17 protein-coding genes are annotated in these 16994 nt (G+C 50.6%); 14 read left to right on the plus strand and 3 right to left on the minus strand.

The genetic code is table 11. The features are described 5' to 3' along the window. Positions 1-343: 343 nt before the first annotated feature. A complete protein-coding gene (locus tag M3200_RS01685) occupies positions 344-910 on the minus strand; it encodes a TetR/AcrR family transcriptional regulator (RefSeq protein WP_022381805.1) in 567 nt (188 codons plus the stop codon). Positions 911-1338: 428 nt separating this feature from the next. On the opposite strand from M3200_RS01685, the gene M3200_RS01690 reads away from it, so the two are divergent. The 14 genes from M3200_RS01690 (at position 1339) to M3200_RS01755 (ending at position 15764) form a co-directional block, all read left to right on the plus strand. Beyond that, entirely contained in the window at positions 1339-1971 is a 633-nt protein-coding gene (locus M3200_RS01690) for a hypothetical protein (RefSeq protein ID WP_022381806.1), read from the plus strand. Positions 1972-2356: 385 nt separating this feature from the next. Then, a complete protein-coding gene (gene sucC, locus M3200_RS01695) occupies positions 2357-3616 on the plus strand; it encodes an ADP-forming succinate--CoA ligase subunit beta (protein WP_022381807.1) in 1260 nt (419 codons plus the stop codon). A 1-nt stretch (position 3617) separates the two neighbouring features. Further along, the gene (gene sucD / locus M3200_RS01700) at positions 3618-4520 is read left to right on the plus strand and encodes a succinate--CoA ligase subunit alpha (protein WP_022381808.1); all 903 of its coding nucleotides are present in this window, start codon (positions 3618-3620) and stop codon (positions 4518-4520) included. A gap of 128 nt (positions 4521-4648) precedes the next feature. Beyond that, positions 4649-4876: a hypothetical protein gene (locus M3200_RS01705; protein WP_022381809.1), complete on the plus strand. Its 228-nt coding sequence runs from the start codon at positions 4649-4651 to the stop codon at positions 4874-4876. Positions 4877-5010: 134 nt separating this feature from the next. Continuing rightward, positions 5011-5598, plus strand: coding sequence for a phosphatase PAP2 family protein (locus M3200_RS01710; RefSeq protein ID WP_022381810.1), 588 nt, complete (start codon positions 5011-5013; stop codon positions 5596-5598). Positions 5599-5602: 4 nt separating this feature from the next. Continuing rightward, the gene (locus tag M3200_RS01715; protein ID WP_022381811.1) at positions 5603-6640 is read left to right on the plus strand and encodes a helix-turn-helix transcriptional regulator; all 1038 of its coding nucleotides are present in this window, start codon (positions 5603-5605) and stop codon (positions 6638-6640) included. Positions 6641-6648: 8 nt separating this feature from the next. Continuing rightward, positions 6649-7446, plus strand: coding sequence for a hypothetical protein (locus M3200_RS01720; RefSeq protein ID WP_162297574.1), 798 nt, complete (start codon positions 6649-6651; stop codon positions 7444-7446). Next, positions 7439-7879 carry a GerW family sporulation protein gene (locus M3200_RS01725; RefSeq protein ID WP_022381813.1) on the plus strand — a complete coding sequence of 147 codons (441 nt, stop codon included), beginning with the start codon at positions 7439-7441 and terminating at the stop codon, positions 7877-7879. The genes M3200_RS01720 and M3200_RS01725 overlap by 8 nt, the downstream gene beginning before the upstream one ends. Before the next feature lie 161 nt (positions 7880-8040). Then, positions 8041-8457, plus strand: coding sequence for an OmpH/Skp family outer membrane protein (locus M3200_RS01730; protein WP_022381814.1), 417 nt, complete (start codon positions 8041-8043; stop codon positions 8455-8457). Positions 8458-8690: 233 nt separating this feature from the next. Continuing rightward, positions 8691-9212, plus strand: coding sequence for an HD domain-containing protein (locus M3200_RS01735; protein WP_022381815.1), 522 nt, complete (start codon positions 8691-8693; stop codon positions 9210-9212). After that, entirely contained in the window at positions 9205-9678 is a 474-nt protein-coding gene (locus M3200_RS01740; protein ID WP_022381816.1) for an 8-oxo-dGTP diphosphatase, read from the plus strand. Before M3200_RS01735 ends, M3200_RS01740 begins: the two co-directional genes overlap by 8 nt. Then, the gene (gene mutY, locus M3200_RS01745) at positions 9675-10727 is read left to right on the plus strand and encodes an A/G-specific adenine glycosylase (RefSeq protein WP_022381817.1); all 1053 of its coding nucleotides are present in this window, start codon (positions 9675-9677) and stop codon (positions 10725-10727) included. The genes M3200_RS01740 and mutY overlap by 4 nt, the downstream gene beginning before the upstream one ends. Positions 10728-10797: 70 nt before the next feature. Next, positions 10798-11916, plus strand: coding sequence for a metallophosphoesterase (locus tag M3200_RS01750; protein WP_022381818.1), 1119 nt, complete (start codon positions 10798-10800; stop codon positions 11914-11916). Between the two features lie 500 nt (positions 11917-12416). Continuing rightward, positions 12417-15764 (plus strand): beta strand repeat-containing protein, encoded by a 3348-nt coding sequence (locus tag M3200_RS01755; RefSeq protein ID WP_022381819.1) that lies wholly within the window; start codon positions 12417-12419, stop codon positions 15762-15764. 65 nt (positions 15765-15829) lie between these two features. Here the strand turns inward: M3200_RS01755 and M3200_RS01760 are convergent, their stop codons facing one another. Together M3200_RS01760 and M3200_RS01765 are read right to left on the minus strand one after the other, a co-directional pair. Continuing rightward, positions 15830-16174, minus strand: coding sequence for a hypothetical protein (locus M3200_RS01760; protein WP_022381820.1), 345 nt, complete (start codon positions 16172-16174; stop codon positions 15830-15832). 15 nt (positions 16175-16189) lie between these two features. After that, positions 16190-16828, minus strand: coding sequence for a hypothetical protein (locus M3200_RS01765; protein WP_022381821.1), 639 nt, complete (start codon positions 16826-16828; stop codon positions 16190-16192). Positions 16829-16994: the final 166 nt, after the last annotated feature.

Below are 16994 nucleotides of genomic sequence, written 5' to 3' on the forward strand. Positions count from 1 at the left end.
GAGATTTTGTGTCCAAAATACGTTGACCAGTGCATTATATATAGCAGGAGGAAATCCTGATGCCGGGTGAAAAGGGGGGAGGGGGGATTTACGAGAGGTTTCAAACAAATAAGAGCCGAGCTCTTTCATTTATTCCTTGCGAAGCTGTCCCTGTCAGGGGAAAGTGGACCGTATACTGATTGACTCTATATTAATATCAGTACTGGCTCAATTGTTTTGTACGGGACGAAAGGGGGGGTGCATTTTCTAAGAAGATGGGTTGATTTCCCTCAGATCCTCCTCCACGATAAAAAAAGCCCGCAAATTTCTGCGGACTTTTCTTTAGTCATTCTATGAACTTGTCTTAGATAATGTTGGAGATGACGGCGTGGAAGTAACGGTCGAGTTCTTCCGGTGTTTCTTTCATGCCGTTTCTGACCCACCACTGAACCATTTCGACAAAGCTGCCGGAAATGTGGTTGACAAGGAAGCTTTCCGGAACCTGTCCGCGAAGCTTGTTGTTTTTCAGCAGGTAGGATTCGATCAGTTTATCAAGGCTCTGCTTGAAGAAGCGGAGGAAGATATCCGAGCTGTCGGAGGTCAGCAGGTCGCGTGTATGATTTGTGTTGGCCGCGATGTGCTGGAGCAGGTGACAGAAAACGGGATCATGACCGTTTATCGTTTCATGTGCGTCACTGTCGCTCGGGAGGTCGTCGTTCATGACGCCTTCAATGATGTGATCGAAGAGTTCGCCGCACATTTCTTCAAGCAGGCATTCTTTGGTCTGAAAATGAGCGTAGAATGTGCTTCTTCCAATGTTGGCCAGGTCAATGATGTCCTGAATAGTGATCTTTGCATACGGTTTTTCGGAAAGGAGTGCGCTGAAAGATTTGAAGATAGCGGTCCTTGTTCTTCTTTGTCTGCGATCCATAATTTATCCCTTTATTTTTTTAAGAAACATAACAAACTGAGGCTGCCGATGGGTAACCTTAAGTATCAGTTTAAAATAAAATGTACTAAAAAGCAAGGAAAACATGTAAAATATGATATATTACCAATGCTTTACATAAGTATCCTATTGAATTTTATTACTTTGCTTATATAAAGAATATATAGGCTGCGGAGCGGTGTTCAGAATATATAGGCTGCGGAGCGGTGTTCGCGGAACGTGCCGTATTAGATTTTTTCGTATTCTGATAGAATTTGTTTTAAAATTCTTTGTCATCATGAGGCTCGTTTGGTAAGATAGAAATAAGGGATGGTTCCCATTAGCAAAAATGGACGACTGGAGGTTCTGCGGAATGCTCCGCGGAAGTGCCGGCCGGTTTTCAAAGCTTGGCTTTGAGACAGGAGGCATTCATGAGTCATACAGGAAAAATCACAGCAGTTCTGGCTGGCCTGGCTTTTTTATCAGGCGGTCTTTCTGCATCAGCGAGTGACGGCATGCATTACGTGGCAGCGGAGAACCGGTTTCTGGGTCCGGAAATTTCCTGCGAGCTGTCAGAGGAAGCAGGCGATACCGCTGTCAAGACGGCTCTGATCGAAGGACTGGAGATTCCGCAGAAAGAGCTTTCCGGGACACGCTGGTATTATGATTACGTGGATCTTTCGGGAACGGGAGAAAGAGACGTACTTGCGCTTCTCTCGGGCCCCTGGTTCTCGGGAACGGGCGGCGATACGCTTGTCTGGCTTGTGTCGGATGGCAATGGCTGGAAAGTGCATCAGACTTTGACGCTTGTCAGAAGTCCTGTCATTGCCGCTGATCTTTCAGGAAACGGGAGAAAGAGTCTCATCGTTTACCGCGCAGGCGGCGGAACCCGAGGCATGTGGGTCGAACTTGATCAGGTGCAGCAGGAAAATGACGAATACCTTTTCACGACGGTCAATGACGGCGTGAAGGCACCGGATCTCGGGACGCTGAAAGGGACGGCTCTCTTTGCTGACGACATGATCCTCGATCAGATGACGGGCAGCTATAAGACGCTTGGATAAAGCGCCAGGCATTCCTTATATAAAAGCTAAATATAAAAGCTAATATGAAGAGCGAATGTACGAAGAGCGGATGCGGAGCAATGACGCAGCTTTGTACATTCCTTTTTCATTATAGAATATACAGCGAGAATCACAGCTATGAGGATTTTGCAAGTTTTAGTGTCACTTTTGAGGGAAAGAATTATTTAATACATAGATATAAATAAATAAAACGAGGCAGGCACGGTTTTCTGTGCGTTTTTCTCATACCATTCCGCCTGTCTTCGTGGTATCATCAAAGGTGAAATCGAATGTTCTCGCTGTTGGTATTATTTCGCCGCTTCCATGAGAAGGGATCTTTGCGATGGACGGCGGTATTTGTCCTCGATAAAGGGGGAAGTTTTTTATGAATATTCATGAATACCAGAGTAAGCAAATTCTAAGGCAGTACGGTCTGCATGTACCGGAAGGCTACCCGGCCTTCACCGTCGAAGATGCTGTGCAGAGTGCGAAGCGTCTGGACACGCCGGTCGTCGTCGTCAAGGCACAGATCCATGCAGGCGGACGCGGCGAAGCAGGCGGCGTCAAGATCGCTCATTCTCTTGATGAAGTCCGTCAGTATGCAAGAGAAATCCTGGGCAAGACACTCGTAACAAAACAGACCGGCCCGAAAGGCAAGAAGGTCACCCGTCTTCTGATCGAAGCGGGCTGCCATATCAAGAAGGAATACTACCTGTCCTTCCTCGTCGACCGTCAGGCAGAATGCATCGTCATGATGGGTTCTGAATCCGGCGGCATGGATATTGAAACGGTAGCTGCTGAGCATCCGGAAAAAATCCTGAAGGAATACATCGATCCGGTCATCGGCCTTGCTGATTTCCAGGCAAAGCGCATGGCTTACGGTCTCCATTTCGAACAGGTCGCTGTCAACAAGGCAGCTGCTTTCATGAAGTATCTCTACCAGGTCTTCGTCGGCAAGGACTGCTCGCTGGCTGAAGTCAACCCGATGGTCCTGACACAGGAAAATGATGTTATCGCTCTCGATGCGAAGCTGAACTTCGACGACAGCACGCTGGCTCGTCACCCGGATATCGTGGCTCTGCGCGATGTCCTTGAAGAAGATCAGAAGGAAGCACAGGCTGCCCGTGAAGGCTTGAACTACGTCAACCTCGGCGGCGATGTAGCGTGCATGGTCAATGGCGCAGGCCTGGCTATGGCGACAGTCGATATCATCAAGGAAAACGGCGGCGATCCGGCCAACTTCCTGGATGTCGGCGGCGACTCGACTCCTGAAAAGATCGTTGCGGCATTCCGCATCATGATGGAAGATAATCAGGTCAAAGGGGTATTGATCAATATCTTCGGCGGCATCAACAAGTGCGATGTCATTGCAGAAGGCATCGTAGAATCGGCAGCTCTCCTTTCGGAAGGGAAAGCTGAATTCCCGATCCCGGTCATCGTAAGACTGGAAGGGAGAAACGTAGAACGCGGCAGGGAAATCCTCCATACCGCTCATATCAAGAATCTGTACCCGGCTACCTCCATGGAAGAAGGCGCTATCCGTGTCATCCAGCTCGTCAAGGAGCAGGAAGAACGTGAAAAGGCTGCAGCAGAGCCGGCAGCACCGGCTGCTCCTGCAGAAACAGCAGAAGGGGAGGTAAAGTAAAATGGCGATTCTGATTAATAAGGATACGAAGGTCATTGTACAGGGCATCACAGGCAAGGCTGCCCGTTTCCATACAGAGCAGATGAGAAAATTTGGCACGAATATCGTCGCCGGTGTATCTCCGGGAAAAGCAGGCCAGCTGGTGCAGGGGATTCCTGTATTCAATACGGTCCGCGATGCTGTCATTGCAACCGGGGCCAATGCTTCCATCATTTTCGTACCGGCTCCGTCGGCTGCTGACTCCATCATGGAAGCTGTAGAGGCTGAAGTGCCGCTCGTTGTCTGCATCACGGAACATATTCCGCTCGAAGACATGGTCGTCGTTCACCGCTATATGGTTGGAAGAAAGACACGTCTCATCGGACCGAACTGCCCGGGGCTGCTTATGACCGATCAGTGCAATATCGGCATCATCCCAGGCGAAATCTTCAGGAAAGGCCATGTAGGCGTCGTTTCCCGTTCCGGCACGCTGACATATGAAGCTACATTCCAGCTGACGAATGCAGGCATCGGACAGACCGGTGCTATCGGCATCGGCGGTGACCCGATCAAGGACACGGATTTCATTGATGCTCTGAAGCTGTATAATGAAGATCCGGATACGGATGCAGTCCTCATGATCGGCGAAATCGGCGGCAATGCGGAAGAAGAAGCTGCCAAATGGATTCATGAAAACATGAAGAAACCGGTCGCAGGCTTCATCGCAGGACGCATGGCACCTCCAGGAAAACGCATGGGTCATGCAGGCGCTATCATTTCCGGCGGCAAGGGCACGGCTGCTGAAAAGATTGCAGCTCTTGAAGCGGTAGGCATTCCAGTTGCACCGACTGTCGCTCATATCGGAAGAACGGTCATCGAGCTTCTGAAGAAGAACGGCCTCTATGAAAAGTGCCATACCTGCTGATTTTTGAAAGAACAAGCGGGAAACTGATATAATAGAAAAAAGGAGCCGCCAGAGAGTGATCTCCGGCAGCTCCTTTTTTGTATTCAGGCGTTAATGCCATTCCCGGCAGTCTTGCCGCAGGAGGATTTATGTTTGACAAATTTCAGGATGCGCTCGTCGTTCTCGTTTTCTTTTATATGGTGTACCGCGTGGGCTGGGGAAGCGGGATGACGGGCATCAATACGTTCATGCTGCTCTGCGCTGTCGTGGCGCTGATATCGATCGCTCTGAAGCGCACGGGATACCTGGACCGGATGAAGGAAAAGAAGCTGGAAGAGGAGCGGAAACTGGAAGAAGAGAAAAAGGAAGCGAAATAGGAGTTTCCTCGCTCATGCTTCCTTGCAGGCGCGTTTTTGCGATTGATCTATGTCTGTGATAAAATCATGAATATAACATTAAATTTATGAGAAAATGGGAATAATTTCCACTTTTTCGCAAAGAGGTGTCTGAGATGAATGCTGATCTGAAAGCGGCTGTCAAGATTAACAGCCTGGCCGGGAAAGTTCGGCCTTTTGATCTGATGATGGATCTGATAACCCGGTACGGGCACTGGGCCTTTGTGATTTACGGTCTTCTCCTCTGGTTCACTCCAGGAAAGACAAGGGAAGACAGGAGAAATGCATGCGTTTCCGCTTTTATCGGCGTATGCATAGCTTCGCTTATTTCCTATGCCATCGGACGCGTATGGAAACGTGAGCGTCCCTTCAGGGAAAGTCCCCAGATCTGGAATTTCACGGGTCACCGCGCGAATGCTTCTTTCCCGAGCAATCACACGATGAATGGGTGCGTGGTGGCTATGGAGCTCCTCCGCCACAATACGAAGGGCTCGAAGCTGATGGCAGTCCTTGCGGGGATTCTTGCTTTTTCCCGCGTGTTTGCAGGCATGCATTATCCGTCCGACGTGCTCGGCGGGGCTGCGATTGCGGCCATCGTCCACAAAGCTGTCCATATGCCGGCTGTTTCCGCTCTGACCGGGGCGCTGGCAGCTTTCGGCTCGTGGCTGTCTGACGATCTTGTCAGGAAAGTAACGGGCAGGTGATCCTATGGCGGTGGAAAAGGGAGATACAGGGAGCAAGATGTCGATCATCCGTATCGTGCAGGTGCTTCTGCGCGAATCGGACAAGGATCACCCGCTCTCGCAGCAGGAAATCCTCGACTATATGGAAGGAAAGTATGGCATGGCGGTGAACAGGAAGTCTGTGGGAAGAAATCTCACAAGGCTTCGGGATGCAGGGCTTCCTGTGTTCTGCCGCGAAGTGCCGCGCATGATGAACGGGAAGAAGGTGCCTCTCTCTCTTGACTGGTACTGGGATCATGTGCTGGCCAGGGAGGATCTGAAGGCGCTCATCGATCTTCTCTATTTTTCTCATCTTCCGCCGCAGCAGGTCAAACAGCTCGCTGAGAAGCTGAAGAGGATCCAGATCCGTTCTTTCGACGACGGAAAGACTCTGGTAAGGAATCTTCCATCTGCGGGGAAAGCTGCGGATTTTGATCCGGTGATTGCGCTTCTGACGACGGCAGGCGAGGGAAAGAGGAAGATTTCCTTCTACTATGACCATTACGAAGCGGACGGCAAGCGCCATCATGGAAGGCTGCCATCCGGCGAGGACAGGCTTCTTTCGGTAAGCCCGCTTCTGATCATCGCTTCCGATGACCGTTATGCGCTTCTGGCGGAAAAGGATGAAGGCGGGATCGAGGTGTACTTCCTCGATCTCATGTCTGACGTAAAGCTTCTGGAGGATCCGGCATCTGATACACTGACGCAGGCCCAGATCCAGGCTTTGAAGCCGTCGGATTACCTGTATTCTGCGCATGAAATTTTCCGCGGGAAGCCGGAGCTCTGCACGTTCGAAGCAGACTGGCATCTCATGACGGACATCGTCAATGATTTCGGCAAGACGGCTCATCTTTCATCGGGCAGCCAGACAAAGGTCACGATCGAGATCATGATCCAGCCCGAAGCGATGAAGGCATGGGCGATGCGTCATGCGCCGCTCGTCAAGATTCTTTCGCCCGCTTATCTCGTGAAGGAGGTGAGGGAGGCTGCGGCTGAACTGGCCCGCCTCTATGGACTTCCATGAAAATTGCGATGATCGTAATCGGAGTTTTGCTTCTGGTCATCCTTGTGCTTTTGATCCCGATCCGGTACCGTTTCTCTTTTGAGAAATGGAAGGCGCAGGTGACGGTGAAAGCGTTCTTCGGCCTTTTCAAGAAGGAGGTATCCTTCCCGGGAGAAAAGGAAGAGGAAACGGATGATTATGAAGACGAGGGTATGGAAGAGGAAGAAGTCCGGGAGATGAATGCCTATCTCGAGGAGATGGAGCATGATGCCCGGGAAAGGGAAGCGGAGAAGGAACAGGAGACTTCAGAGGCTTCCAGGAATGCCCCTGCCAGGGAAGATGATGCAAGGGCAGAAGAGGCAGAGATCGTGAGGGAAGAACCGATCGATCTTTCAAAGGAAACGAAGGAAGTTTCCAAAGATGATTCCGAAGAAGAAACAGAGGAATCAGAGAAAATTAAGAAAAAAACACCTTCCTATCTTGCGCAGTTTCTTTTTGCGTTAGATAATGGACTTATAAAGAAAGTTTTCATAGCTGCCGCCAAGGTGCTGGCTCACAGTTTTCCGGGCAGCTGGAGAGTCAAAGGAGCTTTCGGCACGGGGGATCCCATGTCGACCGGCGTTGCCTGCGGGATCGTGAAAGCATTCCTGCCAGGACCCTTTGAAGACGTGGAATGGAATTTCACGGACAAGGTCTTCACTCTCAAGGGAGAAGGAGACGGAAGGATCATTCCTTTGTATGTCGTTTATATCCTGCTCACGCTGGCAGTCGCCCGTGAGACGAGGGAATTCTGGCATTTCAGAAGAGGGGGAAAAGTAAATGGATGACGAAGTAAGAAAGCAGATTTTCGAAGAATTCAAGGAAATGATTACGACAGAATCTGTTGTCGGGGAACCGATTCATCTGGGGGATGCAACAATCGTTCCTTTCGTTGATATTTCCTTTGGCTTTGGCACGGGCTCTCACGGCACGGCCGGAGCTGGCGGAGCAGGCGGCGGAAAGGTCACACCGACGGCTGTCCTGATCATGAAGGGTGAAAGAGTCGAACTCTTCTCCATCAAGAATGCGGCTGCCAACACGACGATCGACCGTGTCCTCAACATGGTGCCGGAAGTGATTTCCCGTTTCTCCAAGAAGAAAGAAAAGAAGGAAGAAGTCCGCGAAGCGGCCCTGAAGGAAGCAGAACAGGCCATGAAGGAAGAGAAAGAAACGGCTGTCCTTGAGGCGAAAGCAGACGGCAAGACGGAAGAAACGAAGTAGTATATATTTATTCAGCCGAGTATAGTTTAAATTGAACTAAAGAACAGTTTAATAAAAATTGAATTATAGCATCTAACATTGACACTTCGAAAATGTTAGCATAAAATGAATATATGCTCATTACCCCAGGGGGCTTAGGGGTTCGTAAGGAGGAAAAATCTATGAAAATGAAAAAGACAGTTGCAGCTATCGCTGCTGGCATGATTACTCTTGGCGCTATGGTTTCTGCTTCCGCAGCAGGCATCGGCTACGTCAATTCCAACGCTCTTCTGCAGGCTCATCCGAAAATGCAGAAAGCTCAGCTCGACATGAGAAATGCAGCTCAGAAGGCTCAGGAAAACTTCAAGAAACGCGCAGCAGGCAAGAGCGATCAGGAAAAACAGCAGATTGCCAATGAAATCCAGCGCGACCTGAACCAGGAAGAACAGTCCACCATGCAGCCGATTCTCTCCGATATCATGAAAGCTATCCAGAGAGTTCGTCAGGAAAAGGGACTGGATATCATCCTTGAACAGGGTGCAGTCGTAAATGGCGGCATCGACATCACATCCGAAGTCAGCCAGCAGCTCGCAAAATAATTTCAGATACTAAGCAGCGCGGCGGGAAATCCTGCCGCGTTTTTGCGTGGAAAAATAAGATTTCTTCGATTTCATCAGCATACGATGATATTTAGGTATACCTTTGAGGAATCTTTATTTTTGATATACAATAAGAAAAAGCCACACTCACGGGAAGGCCCCGCGGGGGAGGCAACATATAAGATAAACCGGGGCAGAGCTTTTACGCCTGCAGCCCGTACAGGAGGAACATTATGAACCAGCTCGCAGAACTTTGCAAAGCCATGATTGCTTACGACAAGGGTGATCCAAGAAGGATCCATCACTTCCTGAAGGTAAACGCCTTCGCTCATCAGATCGGCCTGGAGGAAGGCGCTTCTGACAAAATCCTTTTCCTTTTGGATGCAGTAACGTATGTCCATGATATCGGCATCCATGAAGGGGAAAGACGCTTCGGAAGAAATGACGGCATGATCCAGCAGGAACTGGGACCGGATGAAGCGCGCCCGATGCTGGAAAAGCTGCAATTCGAGAAGGAAGATATCGACCGCATCTGCTGGCTGATCGCTCATCACCATTCTTATGGCAGCATCGACGGCCCTGATGCCCAGATCCTGGCTGAGGCTGATATGTTGGTCAACCAGTATGAAAGCGGTGCTTCCCGCCAGCAGAATGAAGCGCTCTACAAGCGTCTCTACAAGACAGAAGCAGGCAAGCGCCTCTTCCGTGAACTGTATTTCGAAACCTACGATCCGGGCGATAAGACAAATGCGTGATACGTCGCTCGTCTATCCGGTCGGACAGGACGGAAGGATCCTCCTCGGACGCAAGAAAAGGGGCATGGGTTTTGGCAAGTGGAATGGCTTTGGCGGAAAGATCGAGGCGGGAGAAACGATGCGCGAGTGCGCAGCCCGTGAGCTCTTCGAGGAGTCAGGCCTGAAAGCACGCCCGGAGGATCTCATCCCTGTCGGCGATCTCTATTTCCATCAGCCTTCGGATCCGGAGTGGTCGCATGCCGGCATCGTCTATTTCGTGAAGGTCTGGGAAGGGACGCCCGCTGAGACAGAGGAAATGCAGCCGAAGTGGTTCCTTTCTTCCGAGTTTCCTTATGAAAATATGTGGATGGCCGACCGCGTGTGGCTGCCTATGATCCTTAAGGGCGAAAGAATCCGCGGCACCATCTATTTCGACAAGGATGGCGAGACGGTCTATGATTATGAATTCGAGGACATGGATCAATGAGTATGCCGGATAAAGACTGGCCGAAGCGCCTTCTTTCCTGGTTCGATGCCAATAAGCGCGATCTTCCGTGGAGGGAATCCAAGCCAAGGAATCCTTACCATGTGTGGGTCTCGGAAATCATGCTGCAGCAGACGAGGACGGAGGCAGTGAAGCCTTACTACGAAAGCTGGATGGCGCGTTTCCCGACAATCAAGGATCTGGCGGATGCCGATGAGCAGGATGTCCTTCACCAGTGGCAGGGGCTTGGCTACTACAGCCGTGCAAGGAATCTCCACAAGGCGGCGCGCGAGATGGAAGAAAAGTACGGATCCGAAATGCCGGATACGGCGGACGAAGTCCGTGCGCTTCCAGGAATCGGCGACTATACGGCTGGGGCTATTCTTTCCATTGCTTTTGGAAAGAAGGAACCGGCTGTCGACGGAAATGTCCTCCGCGTGTATGCAAGACTCTACGGCATCGAGGATGATGTCCTGAAGACGGCGGGAAGGAAGAAGATCCGCACGCTCTGCGAGGAAACGATTCCTGAAAGGGCTGGAGACTTCAATGAAGCGCTGATGGATCTTGGCGCGAATGTCTGCATACCGAAGCGCCCAAGGTGCAGCATGTGCCCGCTTTCGTCTTACTGCCGTGCTTTGAAAGAGGGAAGGGAAGAGGAGCTTCCTGTCCGCGGAAAGAAACAGCCGCCTAAGGAGTTCTATGCGGCCTGTGCCATCTGCATCATGGATGGAAAGGTTCTTCTCCATAAAAGGCCCGCGACAGGCATGCTCGCCTCCATGTGGGAATTCCCCATGGTCCTATCCGAGAAGGCAGATACAGCGGCAGATGAACTTTCTCATTTCCTTCATGGAAAACTGGAAGGACCTGTCTGGAAGTACAAGCATGTCTTCACGCACCGCATCTGGTACATGAACGCGTACATGGCAGAAAATATCACCGTGCCGGAAGGGGAGTACAAGTACTTCTCGCCGGAAGAATACAAGGAAATCCCGCTGGCAGGACCGCATGCCAGACTTGCGGCTTTTGCAGAAAAGCTGATTTCCGATTTCTGATCAAAGAGTCCCTGCCGCCGAGGCGGGGATTTTGCGCATAATTCTATGATTACACAGAAAGGAGCCGCTTATGGCATTTGGAAAATTCATCATCATGATGTTCGCGGTGATCGGACTCATTGACGGTTCGATCCTGGCGCTCGTATTTCGTAAGCGGCGCTTTTATTTATGGTCGCTGGGAGGCGCTATCGCAGGCGCGATCCCTGCCTGGTACTTCAACTGGTATGGGCTTGCCTATGACAGCTACGGGTTCTGGTCGCTTTATCTTGCCTACCTTCTGGACGGCATCATGGTCGCCTGTCTCATCATTCCGATTCCTGCCTTTATCCTTGGAATCCTTTCCTTCATCCCGGGGCTCAGGTACTTCATTTCCAACCTGGGGAAAGGCCTCATCGCCATCGCGCTTGTGATCGGCGTCTACGGCTGCGTGATGGGGAACAGCCGCGAAGTCGTCGAGTATCATGACATCTACGTCAAGGATCTTCCGGCGGCGTTTGATGGGTACAAGGTCGCACAGGAAACGGATACGCACATCGGCGCTTACTTCCGCTATACGGATATGCCGGCTGAGCTCCTCCGCGCAAAGAATGAAGGAGCGGACGTCCTTTTCTTCACCGGGGACCTCATCGACGACGTACGGTACATGCCGCAGGTCGCTGAGGATTTCACGAAAGCAGAGAAGTACTTCCCGGACGGCATTTTCTACATCTGGGGCAATCATGAGTATTACAGGAATCAGCCGCTCATTGAAGAGGACCTGAAGAATACGCCTGTCAAGATGCTGGTGAATAACCACACGTACATTGAAAAGGACGGACAAAGACTCTACGTCGCAGGCGTCGACTTCCCGTTTGCCAGAGGCACGCAGAAGGAAATCGAGGAAGAGAAATGGGCTGATGAAGCGTTCGCAGGTATTCCGAGGGGCGCTCCCGTCATCTTTCTGGCCCATCATTCCGATTTCATCGATCAGGGCTTCAAGCACGGCGCATTCCTGACACTGACAGGCCATACCCACGGCACGCAGTTCGGCCTCTTCGGCAAGCCGATCATCACGCCATTCAAGTACACGAGAGGCATGTACAGCGACGGTACTCATTACGGCTACGTCGCAAGAGGCGACGCCAGCTGGTTCCCGTTTCGCTTCAGCTGCCCGAGAGAATTGACCATTTTCACACTCCACAGAGCATAAAACCATATTGAATGGAAACAAAAAGAGCTGTAGAAATGACTGCACATTTCTGCGGCTCTTTTTATGTGTCCGTATCCCTTCGACATTTTCCCCCGATGTTTAGATGCTTACCACTTTTTTATGGTAAACATATCCAGTATATAAAGGTTTTATAGTTCTCTTTGGGAGCGTCCTGGCGGGCGGGGTCCTTTTCTTCCGATGATATCGAATGCCGGCCATGCTTATCTATATTCAAATAGTTCATTATAGAAAGAGCTCATATCTATCGGACAGAGTTCTCTATAATTCTGACAGATAGATATTTTTTAATCATGGAATTATGATTAAGAATAGAAAAGTGTCTGTTAGCCCTGCTGATTGAGCATGAGCCGCCTTGGGAGGGCTGCTCGGGGGGAAGAGATCTGATGTCTCGGGAAGGCTTATGGATTCCTTGAAGGAAAGCACTTGTATCTTTTTTATGCATGCCAAGGGCTGCATTTCAGGGGGGAGGATGGCTGATTATGAAAAGGGAGTACAAAGTTTTGACGGCGCTGGTCGTATCCAGCCTGATGGGATTTTCTGCCATGACAGCAGAGGCTGCTGTGACGGTGACGGGACCAATTACGGAAACGGAAATTACCGGCAACAGTGATACAGGGACAGCCAGCGGGAATACGCTGAACGTGACGGATGCGTCGTCGGACTCAACTGGAATAAGGATTTATGGTGGTACCGTCAGTGGAGGTGAATCAGGCGATGCATCGAATAATACAGTCAATGTTACAAATACGCAGGTAAGCCAGGCTGAGATTTACGGCGGCCAGTCAAGACTGGGTGCGACAAATAATAATACCGTGATCTTTGACAGCAGCAGCACTGCCGCTGCTGTCTACGGGGCCTATGGCAATACGGCTTCAGGAAACCATGTGGAAAGCGCAGGAACCAGTAATTTTCTATACGGGGGCAGATCTTATACAAACAATTCTGGGAACTCTGTGCTTGTTACAGGAGGATCAGTACAGTATACGCTGTCCGGGAGTCAGGCGGATAATGGTTCGGCGGCAGATAATACTGTTGAAATTAGAGATGGTACATTTGGTGTAGTATACGGCGCACAGGGAAAGGGAGTAGAAAATAATAGCGTAACCATGAGCGGTGGTACAGTCAGTCAGATGATTTCCGGAGGCTATAATAATCAACCAGAAGGAAGTGCTGTAAACAATAAAGTTGTCATGACTGGCGGGGCTGTAACAAGTTCAGGAGATACAGAAAGTGTAGTGCCTGTTGTAAGTGGAGGCTGGGCCATCTATGGGACGGCTGACCAAAACAGTGTAGAAATAAGCAAAGCGGTTTCTATAGCCGGAAGCGTAGCCGGCGGTTGGTCTTATTTGGGCGATGTGACCAATAACGTTGTCAAAATTTCTTTAGGCAGTGTCGGAGGCATCGTTGCCGGAGGTTATACTATCGGCAAGGGAGCTGAAGGAAATACTGTCGAACTGAGCGGCACGGCAGATGTTTCAGGAAATATCTATGGCGGTTATGCATTACACCAGATGGATAATCCACTCACCGGTGAGGCAGCAGCTGGCGATGCTTCTCAAAATACTGTCAAAATTTCAGATGTCACTGTCAAGGGCGAAGTCTATGGCGGTTATACGGCTGAGGGAACCACAAGCAATGATGCCACAGGCAACGCCGTCACTATCGAAAGCGGCACTATAGAAAAGACGGTCTATGGCGGGTATACGGCTGATGGTACTGCTTCTAAAAATACTGTCACCATCAATGGAGGAACGGTTGGAGTTGCTGACTCTACGGAAAGTTCAGATACCGTCTTTGGCGGTTATTCAGCAAGCGGCGAGGCTGTTTCCAATATCCTCACAGTCAGCGGCGGTGACCTGATCGGTCATGTCACCAGCGGCTATGGCAAGACAGGAGCTAGTGACAATACACTCACAATGACAGGCGGCTCTTCGACTAAAACGGTTGCTGGTTACGCCGAGACAGGGGATGCGGTCAATAATACTCTTGTATTCAGCGGAGGTACGTCCGCTATCACGATGGCAGCGCAGAGTGGGGGCAGCGCCACGGGGAATACGATCACCATTACCGGCGGAAATCCGGGGACAGTCACTGGCGGTGCCGGGGTGACGGGCGCATCGGAAAATACGGTCATCATCTCCGGCGGTACAGTTTCTAGTCCGGAAGACTTCGTACCTATCGTGACAGGAGGTATGGCCAGTACAGGAGATGCTGATGGCAATACTGTCACCATCAGCGGCGGCGAAGTCACAGGCGGAATCGGTATTTATGGCGGTTTTACTACCGAAGGCGATGCGAATAGTAACACAATCAATGTATCCGGCGGCACGCTTGACACAGACATTTATGGTGGGCAAACCTACGATGGCGCAGCAGATAACAATACGATCAATATTCTGGCGGGAGATCTGAACCCGGAAATGAGCCTCTATGGCGGTTATGGTACGACCGAAAGCAAGAACAACACGTACAATATGTATACCAAAGGCCAGACGGTCGCAGACTTTGCTTATTTCCAAAACCTCAATTTCTACGTCCCTGAAGGAACGACGGCTGGGGAAACCATGCTGACGGTCACTGGAAATGCAGCGGTTGACGCAGATACAACCCTGGCGGCTGTACAAAACAGCACGACGACCGACGGTACGACGGATGTCTCCGGCGCCACGGTCTTTGGCGGTGTCCAGAGAAATACGAAGCTGAACCCGGGCGAGTACATCAACCTCTTCTACAATGCGAACGGCATCACGACCGATGACACGAGCTACGGCACGATCGACGGCCTCGATACCGTCACCTCGGCAGGCTTCATCAACTATAAAGCCATCGTCGAAAAGAAAGATGCGAATACGATCGTCATCACCATTCCGAAGGACGAAAAAGGAACTTCTGATACGGATACGAAGATCCTTCCGGAAGACAGGGAAAATGCAGCCAATACGATCAAGAACGCAGGCGACATCATCGCCGGCAGCGCCCTCCATGCTGCAGAAGGCGCATGGATTGAAAACCATGATATCGAAGCGAAGTTCGTACCGTATGCTATCGTCGGCGGATACGATCTCCACTATAACACCGGCTCCTACATCGACAGCAACGGCATGGCCGCCAACGTCGGCTTCGTAAGAAGAAGCCAGCACGAAGGCCATATCGACACCATCATGCCATTCTTCGAATACGGCAAGAGCCATTATGCAAGCTACCTTGACACCGGAGCCAGAGGCGACGGCCGCCAGCACTATACCGGCGGAGGTATCCTCTTACGGCGCGATCTCGACAGCGGCCTCTACTATGAAGGCGCCGTCAGAGCCGGCTACCTCAAGGGCGACTTCCACGGTATGATCGCCAAATCCATGTCCCGCTACGACAGCGGCGCACCATACATCGCTGCCCAGGCAGGCCTTGGCAAGATCTACACCAGAAACCGTGACAGCTATGACATTTACGGTAAATTCTTCTACACCTACCTCGGAAGCGACAGCGCCGTCGTCCACAGCGGCTACGGCGACTCGAAGTACGATTTCGACTCCATCAATTCCTATGTCACCAGACTCGGCATGAGATGGACCAGAGACTTCGACCAGATAAGATCCCTCTACGCCGGCATCGGCTGGGACTACGAAGCGGGCAGCAAAGCCAGACCACCTACGCAGGCTGGAATACCCCAAGCCCGACCGTCAAAGGCTCCAGCGGCTTCCTCGAACTCGGCTGGAAGAGCAAGATCGACAATTCCCACCTATGGGGCGTCGACCTCAAGGCCACCGGCTGGACCGGCAAGCAGGAAGGCGGTACCTTCTTTGCGACCATCAGCCATAACTTTTAAGTGAATAGAGCGTGAATAGAAAAAGCCTCGTGCATTTGCACGGGGCTCTTTTTATCAATACATTGGAATTTATTTGTAATCAATTCCATTATAGTCCATGATTTCTTCAATATCTTTTTTCATTTTATCACTGAATTCTTCCAAATCAGATTTGTGAATGACGCCGTAAGCTGCAAGGTTCGCCAGATTAGAAAGCAGGCGACGTCTGCTCATTTCAACGATTAGTCCGGGATTCTTCCTGTCTTTTTTGATTCTTTCTTCCAAAGTCCAGAATCTTTCCGATGCCGATACATCCTTTTGCAGAATTTCCATGTATTCCTGAACTAATTTTCCCATATATGCGTCCTGCCAGCCCCTTATTTTTTTTCGGAACAGATGCCAGTCTTTTTCAGATGGGTCACCTCTAAACAACATATACATCCCTCTTTCTTAATCATCATCACCACGATTTTCTGTACAGATGATGTCCAGTTCACCGTCATCATAATAAATTCCCGCATCTTTATAGGGGACAGGTCTGGGGCGCCCCATGGCATACCGCTTGCAGCTTTTCGGGCCATAGCAGTAGCTCTCGAACCTTAATCTCTGGGAAACGCCCCAGTCGTATTCAATGATAACATTTGCTATGCAGGCCCATTTGCAGGTGAAGCATTTGCCTCTCCATCTCCGGCCGTCCAGCATGCGGCATCCGCGCCAGTTGTAAACATCTAAGGATGGAACTTCACCCTCCCATGGAGAAGTCTTTTCTTCATCGACAAAATCAGCCGGCTTTATCTGTTTCAAAGCTCCGGCCCGGTAATAATCGGCATAGTCGAGCTTTGGATACAGCTTCGTCCAGGCAGTTCCAGATATTTCATCACCGATGTGAAAGCGAAGCTTTTCCTGCTGCTTCTCTGAAATGGCAATAGAAAAATCCTTGTCTTCGCTGTCTGCCACTCCTTTCAGGAACAGGTTATAGCCCTTCATGCCATGTGAACGGTTATCCAGACGGTAGCGCCAGACATTGGCACGCGGCTGAACAGATACGATCCGGCCGAAAAATCTGATCTTCTCCTGCATATCCTTCATAAGAAATCCCTTCTTAAAATGTTTTCCTGATTGGGAGAATCTTTATTTCAATTATATGCTGAGCCGGCACCCGTAAGCAAGACGGGAGGGGGCAGATGGAGAAGTGTGATGGTAAAAGAAAGCCGGTATAACGCATAGGCTGTCCCCGTCAGGGGAAAGTGGCGCG

This window comes from Dialister sp. CAG:357, assembly GCF_000435155.1.
In the GTDB taxonomy this organism is placed as follows: Bacteria; Bacillota; Negativicutes; order Veillonellales; family Dialisteraceae; genus Dialister; species Dialister hominis.